The sequence below is a fragment of the Polynucleobacter sp. UB-Piko-W3 genome, assembly GCF_018881635.1.
Taxonomy (GTDB): Bacteria; Pseudomonadota; Gammaproteobacteria; order Burkholderiales; family Burkholderiaceae; genus Polynucleobacter.
Window position 1 is genome coordinate 1734423 of record NZ_JACVPY010000002.1, and the last position, 11208, is coordinate 1745630.

Annotated in this window: 6 protein-coding genes and 1 pseudogene; all 7 read left to right on the forward strand. The window is 47.2% G+C overall.

Going from position 1 to position 11208, the window contains the following annotated elements:
• Positions 1–96: 96 nt before the first annotated feature.
• A pseudogene (rplJ, locus tag ICN31_RS09240) lies at positions 97–615 on the forward strand (50S ribosomal protein L10); the annotation flags it as partial.
• A 156-nt stretch (positions 616–771) separates the two neighbouring features.
• Positions 772–1149, forward strand: coding sequence for a 50S ribosomal protein L7/L12 (rplL, locus tag ICN31_RS09245; RefSeq protein WP_216260624.1), 378 nt, complete (start codon positions 772–774; stop codon positions 1147–1149).
• 227 nt (positions 1150–1376) lie between these two features.
• A complete protein-coding gene (gene rpoB / locus ICN31_RS09250; RefSeq protein WP_216260626.1) occupies positions 1377–5477 on the forward strand; it encodes a DNA-directed RNA polymerase subunit beta in 4101 nt (1366 codons plus the stop codon).
• 1 nt (position 5478) lies between these two features.
• Complete coding sequence (gene rpoC / locus ICN31_RS09255; protein WP_216260628.1) at positions 5479–9741, forward strand: DNA-directed RNA polymerase subunit beta'; 4263 nt, start codon at positions 5479–5481, stop codon at positions 9739–9741.
• Between the two features lie 177 nt (positions 9742–9918).
• Entirely contained in the window at positions 9919–10299 is a 381-nt protein-coding gene (gene rpsL / locus ICN31_RS09260; protein WP_011901896.1) for a 30S ribosomal protein S12, read from the forward strand.
• Between the two features lie 162 nt (positions 10300–10461).
• Positions 10462–10932: a 30S ribosomal protein S7 gene (rpsG, locus tag ICN31_RS09265; protein WP_088525606.1), complete on the forward strand. Its 471-nt coding sequence runs from the start codon at positions 10462–10464 to the stop codon at positions 10930–10932.
• A 27-nt stretch (positions 10933–10959) separates the two neighbouring features.
• Positions 10960–11208, forward strand: a 249-nt coding sequence (locus ICN31_RS09270) for a GTP-binding protein (protein WP_370624317.1), incomplete at its 3' end; no start/stop codon positions are given.

Below are 11208 nucleotides of genomic sequence, written 5' to 3' on the forward strand. Positions count from 1 at the left end.
CCCTGAAAAGATTTTCACAAGAGTCTTTGTGAACAAATGATCAGACGCTGGTGTGTAACCCCAACTGGAAACAGTTGGCTTTTATGGAGTTAAACCGTGCCTTTGAATGTACAAGACAAAAAAGCGATTGTTGCTGATGTCGGCGCTCAATTGGCTGGAGCCCAAACTGTCGTGCTCGCTGAATACCGTGGTATTCCAGTTGAGCAGTTGACAAAGCTACGTGCTAGCGCACGTGACCAAGGTGTATATCTTCGCGTTTTGAAGAACACATTGGCACGCCGTGCTGCACAAGGCACACAGTTTGAGCCTCTTGCTGATTCGATGGTTGGCCCCTTGATTTACGGCATTTCTGCTGATCCGATTGCTTCGGCAAAAGTATTACAGGGCTTTGCTAAGACTCAAGATTTGCTAGTCATTAAAGCTGGCTTATACAACGGCAAGTTGTTAGACGTTGCAGGCGTAAAAGCGCTCGCAACAATTCCAAGCCGCGACGAGTTGTTATCTCAGTTGTTAGGTGTGATGTTGGCACCGGTATCTGCGATGGCTCGCGTATTGGGCGCAGTAGCAGCACAAAAGGCAGCTGGAGCACCCGCTCCGGTAGCGGCACCTGTAGCAGAAGCAGTAGCGCCAGCAGCAGTAGTTGCTGAAGCCGCAGCTCCTGAAGCAGCCGCTGAGCCTGCAGCCGCAGCCCCAGAAGCTGGAACAGAAGCAAACGAAACCCCTGCCGCTGAATAAGCGACAGATTAACTATTTAAGTATTAGGAGCTAAAAATGGCGATTACTAAAGAAGAAATCATTGATGCAGTAGGTAGCATGTCCGTTATGGATTTGAACGACTTGGTTAAAGCGTTCGAAGAGAAGTTTGGTGTTTCAGCTGCAGCCATGGCTGTTGCTGGTCCTGCTGGCGGTGGCGGTGGCGGTGCTGCTGCTGAAGAGCAAACAGAATTCACTGTGAACTTGCTCGAAGCTGGCGCAAACAAGGTTTCAGTAATTAAGGCAGTTCGCGAAATTACTGGTCTTGGCTTGAAAGAAGCTAAGGACTTGGTTGACGGTGCACCAAAGCCAATCAAAGAAGGCGTTGATAAGAAAACTGCTGAAGAAGCTAAGAAGAAGCTTGAAGAAGCTGGCGCTAAAGCAGAACTTAAGTAATACAAACTGCGCTAACGCTTCTCAAAAAGGAGCGTTAGCTATGTTGGGTTTGACCATTAGTGGTCAAACCCGATTTCATTTCTGATTGAAATCGGGTTTGCCTTCTGATACGACTGCAGAATGCAAGTTTGGTCGGACACTAGATCGAAACGATTTAGTGTTGTCCGCCAGTGATTGGTAGTGGCCAATCGCCAAATCTTTGTACAGTCGCTGAATTCGGAGATGAAATGAACTATAGCTTCACCGAACGCAAGCGAGTCCGTAAAAGCTTTGCTAAGCGAGTAAATAACCACCAGGTTCCGTACCTGATCGCAACGCAGCTGGAATCCTACGCTAAATTTTTACAGGCTGATAAGCCGGCAATGTCTCGTCTTACTGAGGGACTTCAAGCCGCCTTTACATCAGCATTCCCAATTGTGTCTAACAACGGCTATGCACGTATGGAATACGTGTCTTACCAGTTATCACAGCCACCGTTTGACGTAAAAGAATGTCAACAACGTGGTTACACCTACCACTCTGCCTTACGCGCAAAAGTTCGCTTGATTATTTATGATCGCGAAGCACCTACTAAGGTTAAAGAGGTAAAAGAAAGCGAAGTCTACATGGGTGAAATTCCACTCATGACAGAAAACGGCTCTTTTGTAATTAACGGTACTGAGCGCGTAATTGTTTCTCAGTTGCACCGTTCTCCAGGCGTGTTCTTTGAACACGATAAGGGCAAAACCCACAGCTCAGGTAAGTTGCTGTTCTCAGCACGCATTATTCCTTACCGTGGTTCATGGCTTGATTTCGAGTTTGATCCAAAAGATATTCTGTATTTCCGCGTTGACCGTCGTCGCAAGATGCCTGTCACCATTTTGCTCAAAGCAATTGGTTTAAATAACGAACAGATTCTTGCAAACTTCTTTAATTTTGATCACTTTGCATTGACTGCTAATGGCGGTTCTATGGAATTTGTTCCAGAGCGTTTACGTGGTCAGCTGGCCAACTTTGATGTGCTTGATAAGAATGGCGTTGTTGTTATTCAAAAAGACAAGCGAATCAATGCTAAGCATATTCGTGAACTCGAAGCTGCTAAGACCAAAACAATCGCTGTGCCAGATGACTATTTGGTTGGTCGTGTGGTTGCACGCAATATTGTTGATCCAGATTCCGGTGAAATCTTGGCTTACGCTAATGATGAAATCACTGAAGAGTTATTGGCTACATTGCGCGATGCAGGCATCAAGCAATTAGAAACTATTTACACCAATGATTTAGATTCTGGCGCGTACATTTCTCAGACATTGCGTACTGATGAAACTGCTGATCAAATGGCGGCTCGTATTGCTATTTATCGCATGATGCGTCCTGGCGAGCCGCCAACAGAAGATGCTGTTGAGGCATTGTTCCAGCGCTTGTTCTACAGTGAAGATACTTACGACTTATCTCGTGTTGGTCGCATGAAGGTTAATAGCCGTCTTGGCCGTGCTGAGATGGAAGGCGCAATGGTTCTGTCGAATGAAGATATTCTCGACACCATTAAGTCCCTCGTAGATTTGCGTAACGGTAAGGGTGAAGTAGACGACATCGATCACTTAGGCAATCGCCGTGTTCGTTGTGTTGGCGAATTGGCTGAAAACCAATTCCGTGCTGGTTTATCACGTGTTGAGCGTGCGGTTAAAGAGCGTCTCGGTCAAGCCGAAACAGAAAACCTCATGCCGCATGACTTGATTAACAGTAAGCCTATCTCTTCTGCAATTCGTGAATTCTTCGGTTCTTCGCAGTTGTCTCAGTTTATGGACCAAACTAATCCACTTTCAGAGATCACGCACAAGCGTCGTATTTCTGCACTGGGACCTGGTGGTTTGACCCGTGAGCGTGCAGGCTTTGAAGTACGCGACGTGCACCCAACCCACTACGGACGTGTTTGCCCAATTGAGACTCCAGAAGGACCAAACATTGGTTTGATCAACTCACTCGCGTTATTTGCGCGCTTAAATGAGCACGGCTTCCTCGAGACCCCATACCGTAAGGTTTCCAATGGCAAGGTAAGCGATGAAGTGGTTTACCTCTCTGCGATTGAAGAGGCAAAGTATGTGATTGCTCAGGCGAATGCAACGATCGACAAAAATGGTAAGTTGGCTGATGAGTTAGTTTCTGCTCGTGAAGCTGGTGAGACCCTGATGGTAAGCCCAGAGCGCATCAATTTTATTGACGTTGCTCCTAGCCAGATCGTTTCTGCTGCTGCTTCACTCGTGCCATTCTTAGAGCACGATGATGCAAACCGTGCTTTGATGGGTGCGAACATGCAGCGTCAAGCAGTTCCTTGCTTGCGTCCAGATAAGCCATTGGTTGGTACAGGCTTAGAGCGTATTGTTGCTGTTGACTCCGGCACTGTTGTATTGGCTAACCGCGGCGGTATCGTGGATTATGTTGATGCAAACCGTGTGGTGATTCGTGTAAACGATGATGAAACTGCAGCTGGTGAAGTGGGTGTGGATATTTATAACCTCATCAAGTACACCCGTTCAAACCAAAACACTAACATCAACCAACGTCCAATCGTAAAGGTTGGCGATCGCGTTGTTCGCGGTGACGTTGTTGCCGATGGCGCATCTACCGACTTAGGTGAGTTGGCTTTGGGTCAAAACATGACCGTGGCATTTATGCCATGGAATGGTTACAACTTCGAAGATTCAATCTTGATCTCTGAGAAGGTTGTTGCTGACGATCGTTACACCTCTATTCACATTGAAGAGTTGTCGGTTGTTGCGCGTGACACCAAGCTTGGTTCAGAAGAAATTACTCGCGATATTTCCAATTTGGCAGAGTCACAACTCTCCCGTTTGGATGAGAGCGGTATTGTTTATATCGGTGCTGAAGTTGAAGCCGGCGACGTATTGGTTGGTAAGGTAACTCCAAAGGGCGAGACTACTCTCACTCCTGAAGAGAAGCTCCTCCGTGCGATCTTCGGTGAAAAAGCATCTGACGTAAAAGACACTTCTTTGCGCGTTCCCTCAGGAATGATTGGTACCGTTATTGACGTTCAAGTCTTCACCCGCGAAGGTATTGAGCGCGATGCACGTGCACAAGCCATTATTCAAGAAGAGTTACAACGCTATCGTTTGGACTTAAATGACCAATTGCGCATTGTTGAGGGCGATGCCTTCATGCGCTTAGAAAAGCTGTTGGTTGGCAAGGTTGTTAACGGCGGCCCTAAGAAATTAGCTAAAGGCAGCAAGATCGACAAAGACTACCTTGCTGATTTAGATAAATACCATTGGTTTGATATTCGTCCAGCAGATGATGATGTTGCTTCTCAAGTTGAAGCAATTAAATCTTCTATTGAAGCCAAGCGTAAGCAGTTTGATGAAGCTTTTGAAGAGAAGCGTACGAAGCTTACCCAGGGCGATGATTTACAGCCTGGCGTAACCAAGATGGTTAAGGTGTACTTGGCAGTTAAGCGTCGCTTGCAGCCTGGTGACAAGATGGCCGGTCGTCACGGTAATAAGGGTGTGGTTTCTAAAATCGCCCCTGCAGAAGACATGCCATTTATGGCTGACGGACGCCCTGTAGACATCGTCTTGAACCCACTGGGTGTTCCTTCCCGTATGAACGTTGGTCAGATTTTGGAAACCCACTTAGGTTGGGCTGCTCAAGGTATTGGTAAGCGTATCGACGAGATGGTTCGTGAGCACGCTAAGCAAACTGAATTACGTAAGTTCTTCAGGCAGCTTTACAACGAAACTGGTCGTATCGAAGATATCGACAACTTTACTGATGAGCAGATCAATGTTTTGGCCGAGAATCTCCGCCAAGGCTTGCCATTTGCAACGCCAGTATTTGACGGTGCTACTGAGTCAGAAATCAGCAGAATGCTCGAGTTGGCGTATCCGGAGGATGTTGCTAAATCCTTGAAGATGACCCCATCACGTCAGCAAATGATTCTGTGTGACGGTCGAACTGGCGATCAGTTTGAGCGTCCAGTCACAGTCGGCGTCATGCATGTCTTGAAACTCCACCATTTGGTCGATGACAAGATGCACGCACGTTCAACCGGACCTTACTCATTAGTAACGCAGCAGCCATTGGGTGGTAAAGCCCAGTTTGGTGGTCAGCGCTTTGGTGAGATGGAAGTTTGGGCCCTCGAAGCATACGGCGCTTCATACGTTTTGCAGGAAATGCTGACAGTGAAGTCCGATGACGTCGCAGGCCGCACCAAGGTTTACGAAAACATCGTCAAGGGCGAGCACACGATTGATGCTGGCATGCCCGAATCCTTCAACGTGCTGGTAAAAGAAATCCGTTCGTTGGGTATTGACATTGACATGGAGCGCAACTGATATGAAAGCATTGCTCGATTTATTTAAGCAAACGCAGGGTGATGAGCAGTTTGATGTCATCAAGATTGGCCTTGCATCTCCTGAGAAAATTCGCTCATGGTCGTTTGGTGAAGTACGCAAACCAGAAACCATTAACTATCGGACTTTTAAGCCTGAGCGTGATGGTTTGTTCTGTGCCAAAATTTTTGGACCAACGAAAGACTACGAGTGCTTATGCGGCAAGTACAAGCGCTTAAAGTTCCGTGGCGTTATTTGTGAGAAGTGCGGTGTTGAAGTTACTCTTGCAAAGGTGCGTCGTGAGCGTATGGGCCACATTGAGTTGGCAGCCCCTGTAGCGCACATCTGGTTCTTGAAGTCCTTACCATCCCGCTTGGGTATGGTTCTCGATATGACATTGCGTGATATCGAGCGCGTCCTCTACTTTGAAGCATATGTCGTTGTCGATCCTGGTATGACTCCTGAAGGCGCGATGAAGCGTGGTCAGATCATGTCTGAAGATGAGTACATTGCCAAGACTGAAGAGTATGGTGACGGTGCGTTTACTGCCATTATGGGTGCCGAAGGTATTCGTGATCTCTTGCGTTCGATTGATATCGATCGTGAAGTAGAGACCATCCGCGCTGAATTGAAAGCTACTGGTAGCGATGCCAAGATCAAGAAGTACGCCAAGCGCTTAAAAGTGCTCGAGGCGTTCCAGACTTCAGGGATTAAACCTGACTGGATGATCATGGAAGTATTGCCAGTATTGCCGCCTGAATTGCGCCCATTGGTGCCATTAGATGGCGGTCGCTTTGCTACCTCTGATTTGAACGACCTCTATCGTCGTGTGATCAACCGTAACAACCGCCTCAAGCGTTTGTTAGAGTTGCGCGCGCCAGAGATCATCGTTCGTAACGAAAAACGCATGTTGCAAGAAGCGGTTGACTCATTGCTCGATAACGGTCGTCGCGGTAAGGCTATGACTGGCGCTAACAAGCGTCCTCTCAAGTCCTTGGCTGAGATGATTAAAGGTAAGAGCGGTCGTTTCCGTCAAAACTTGTTGGGTAAACGCGTTGACTACTCTGGTCGTTCAGTCATCGTGGTTGGCCCTACATTGAAATTGCATCAGTGCGGCTTACCAAAATTGATGGCTTTGGAATTATTCAAGCCATTTATTTTCAACAAGCTTGAAACTTTAGGAATTGCAACCACGATTAAGGCTGCGAAGAAAGAAGTTGAAAGTCAGACTCCAATCGTTTGGGACATTCTCGAAGAAGTGATTCGTGAACATCCAATTATGCTCAACCGTGCGCCTACATTGCATCGTCTCGGTATTCAGGCTTTCGAGCCAATGCTGATTGAAGGCAAAGCAATCCAATTGCACCCATTAGTCTGCGCAGCATTTAACGCTGACTTTGACGGTGACCAAATGGCGGTTCACGTTCCTTTGTCGCTCGAAGCGCAAATGGAAGCACGTACATTGATGTTGGCCTCGAATAACGTGCTGTTCCCAGCTAACGGAGAGCCATCTATCGTTCCTTCACAGGACGTGGTGTTGGGTCTGTACTACGCTACCCGCGATAAGATTAACGGTAAAGGCGAAGGCATGGTTTTCGCCAACATTACTGAAGTAGTGCGCGCATACGAAGCCGGCCAGGTTGAATTGGCCTCACGCGTTGCTGTGCGTATTACTGAGTTTGAGATTGTGGATAAGAAGGCAGAGGGCGATGCCCGTTTTGCTGAAAAAACCAAGATCTACCAAACTTCAGTTGGCCGTGCAATCTTGTCTGAGATTTTGCCTAAAGGCATGTCTTTCGAGGAAATCAATAAGCCTTTGAAGAAAAAAGAAATCTCACGCTTGATCAATACTTCATTCCGTAAGTGCGGCTTGCGCGAGACAGTCATTTTTGCTGACCGTCTCTTGCAGTCTGGTTTCCGCTTAGCGACTAATGCGGGCATCTCAGTTGCAATCGACGATATGCTGATTCCTAGCTCAAAAGAGCGCATCATCTCTGAAGCTTCTAATAAGGTTAAGGAATATGACAAGCAGTTCATGTCAGGTCTTGTAACCAATCAAGAGCGTTATAACAACGTGGTTGATATTTGGGGCGCCGCAGGCGACCAAGTTGGTAAGGCGATGATGGATGAGTTATCACACGTAGATGTACTCGACCGCAATGGTAAGTCTGTACGCCAAGAATCCTTTAACTCCATCTATATGATGGCGGATTCTGGCGCACGTGGATCTGCAGCGCAGATTCGTCAGTTGGCTGGTATGCGTGGTTTGATGGCGAAGCCTGATGGCTCCATTATTGAGACCCCAATTACTGCGAACTTCCGTGAAGGCTTGAACGTATTGCAATACTTCATTTCTACTCACGGTGCTCGTAAAGGCTTGGCTGACACTGCGTTAAAGACAGCGAACTCTGGTTACTTGACACGTCGTTTGTGCGACGTTACTCAAGACCTCGTAGTGATCGAAGATGATTGCGGCGCAACTTCTGGCGTCACTATGAAAGCTCTTGTTGAAGGCGGCGAAATTATCGAAGCATTGCGCGACCGTATTTTGGGTCGTGTATGTATCGGTGACATCGTTCACCCTGACACACAAGAAGTCATTGTTCCTAACGACACATTACTCGATGAAGATCACGTTGATCAAATCGTGGCATTGGGTATCGATGAAGTTAAAGTTCGTACAGTGTTGTCTTGCTTAACTCGTTTCGGCTTGTGCGCTAAGTGCTACGGACGTGATTTAGGTCGCGGTGGTTTGGTAAACGTTGGTGAAGCAGTAGGCGTTATCGCTGCTCAGTCCATCGGTGAGCCAGGTACACAGTTGACTATGCGTACTTTCCACATCGGTGGTGCGGCATCACGTGCATTGGTTGCAAGTAATATTGAAGCCAAATCTAACGGTGCTTTGAAGTTCTCAGGCACGATGCGTGTTGTGAAGAACGCGAAGGGTGAGCAGATCGTGATTTCACGTTCTGGCGAAGCCTTGATCGTTGATGACAATGGTCGCGAGCGCGAGCGTCATAAAGTGCCTTATGGTGCAACTCTCTTGTTAAAAGAAGATGCAGCAGTCAAGGCCGGAGCAAGCTTGGCGACCTGGGATCCATTAACACGCCCGATTATTTCTGAGTACGCTGGTATCGCTCGCTTCGACAACGTTGAAGAGGGCGTAACCGTTGCTAAGCAGGTTGACGAAGTTACTGGTCTTTCCACTTTGGTGGTAATTGACGGTAAGCGCCGTAGTGCTGCTAGCAAGGGTGTTCGCCCATTCATTAACTTGATGGATAGCAAAGGCGAAGAAGTATTGATCGCCGGTACTGATCATCCAGTAAACATCGGCCTGCAAGTTGGCGCTTTGATTACTGTTAAGGATGGTCAGAAGGTCGAAGTTGGTGAAGTATTAGCGCGTATTCCAATCGAATCACAGAAGACTCGCGACATTACTGGTGGCTTGCCACGCGTTGCAGAATTGTTCGAAGCACGTTCACCAAAAGATGCGGCTGTATTGGCGAAAGTTACTGGAACAGTCTCCTTCGGTAAAGAAACCAAAGGTAAACAACGTTTGGTGATTACTGATATGGACGGCGAAGCCAATGAGTTCTTAATTCCTAAAGAGAAGCAAGTTCTCGTTCATGACGGTCAAGTTGTGAATAAGGGCGAGATGATTGTGGAAGGCCCTGCCGATCCACACGACATCTTGACGCTAAGAGGTATTGAGGAGTTGGCTATCTACATCGTTGATGAAGTTCAAGACGTTTACCGTTTGCAAGGCGTGAAGATTAATGACAAGCACATTGAAGTCATCGTGCGTCAAATGCTACGTCGCGTGCAAATTACTGATGGTGGCGATACCGCTTACATCACTGGTGAGCAAGTTGAGCGTTCGAAACTCTACGATGCGAACGATTTAGTGATTGCTGAAGGTAAGCGCCCAGCGCAGTTTGAGAACGTATTGCTGGGTATTACTAAGGCGTCCTTGTCGACAGATAGCTTCATTTCAGCGGCTTCTTTCCAAGAAACTACCCGTGTATTGACCGAGGCCGCCATTATGGGCAAGACCGATACACTCCGTGGACTCAAGGAAAACGTCATTATTGGTCGCCTGATTCCTGCGGGTACCGGCTTGTCTTATCGCCGTGCACGCAAGGTCAGAGAGCAATTTGAGCGTGATCGCGCTCAAATGATTGCTGCCGAAGAAGAAGCAATGGCCAATATGCCTGTAGAAATCGAGGCTGAAGTCGTTGCTCCTGCTGGGGAGGCTGATCCGAGCTAATTTAGTCATTCTGGCCTGAAATGGCCAGTTTTTTCCCCATTTGGTTGACGGAAAAGGCTGGCCAAGCTAGAATGCTGAGTTCTACTGATTCAGAAGAAGGTCTTTTTGACCTAGGAATTATCTAAGTCATTGATTTTCTTGAAGAAAGCAACAAAGAAGTACTAACCGAGCTATTTTATGCCAACAATTAATCAATTAATACGTAAGCCAAGATCAAGGCTGATCGTTAAAAGCAAAAGCCCTGCACTTGAAAACAGTCCGCAGCGCCGTGGTGTTTGTACACGTGTGTACACAACCACTCCTAAAAAACCTAACTCTGCGCTGCGTAAAGTAGCCAAAGTTCGCTTAACCAATGGTTTTGAAGTCATTTCATACATTGGTGGTGAAGGCCATAACCTCCAGGAACACTCAGTAGTGTTAATCCGCGGTGGTCGTGTAAAGGATTTGCCAGGTGTTCGTTACCACATCGTTCGTGGCTCACTTGACTTGCAAGGGGTTAAAGACCGTAAGCAATCACGCTCCAAGTACGGTGCTAAGCGCGCTAAGAAAGCGGCTTAATTTTTAAGAATTAAGTAGTTTAAGTTTTTGTAATAAGTCATTTTTTGTCAGACTTAAAAGACAAGTAAGTGGTTGTTCCGTCTAGAAATTTTTTCTAGATAGTAGGGCAACCGGAGCGGGTGATCTTAATGGGTCATCCCTAACTGAACTGAAGGAATAGTTATGCCACGTCGTCGTGAAGTTCCCAAACGGGAAATTTTGCCGGATCCAAAATTCGGTAATGTAGAAGTAGCTAAATTTATGAACGTCCTCATGTTGGACGGCAAGAAATCGGTTGCAGAGCGCATTGTTTACGGTGCCTTTGATCACATCGAGAAAAAAGCTAAAAAAGAGCCGCTTGAAATTTTTTCTACAGCCATGGGCAACGTTAAGCCAATGGTTGAAGTGAAGAGCCGTCGTGTTGGCGGTGCTAACTATCAGGTTCCTGTTGAAGTTCGTCCATCACGTCGTTCTGCTTTAGCTATGCGCTGGGTGCGCGAAGCTGCTAAAAAGCGTGGCGAGAAATCGATGGCTCAACGTTTGGCCAATGAATTATTAGAGGCTGCTGAAGGTCGTGGCGGCGCAATGAAGAAGCGTGAAGAAGTTCACCGTATGGCAGAAGCTAACAAAGCTTTCTCACATTTCCGCTTCTAATCCAATAGTTAAGAAAAGGCACCAACAGTGGCACGTAAAACCCCCATCGATAAATACCGCAACATTGGTATTTCTGCGCACATTGACGCAGGTAAGACAACAACTACAGAACGCGTTTTGTTCTATACCGGCGTAAACCACAAAATCGGTGAAGTACATGATGGCGCAGCTACCATGGACTGGATGGAGCAAGAGCAAGAGCGTGGCATCACGATTACTTCTGCTGCTACCACCACTTTCTGGAAGGGCATGGCAGGAACAATGCCTGAGCACCGT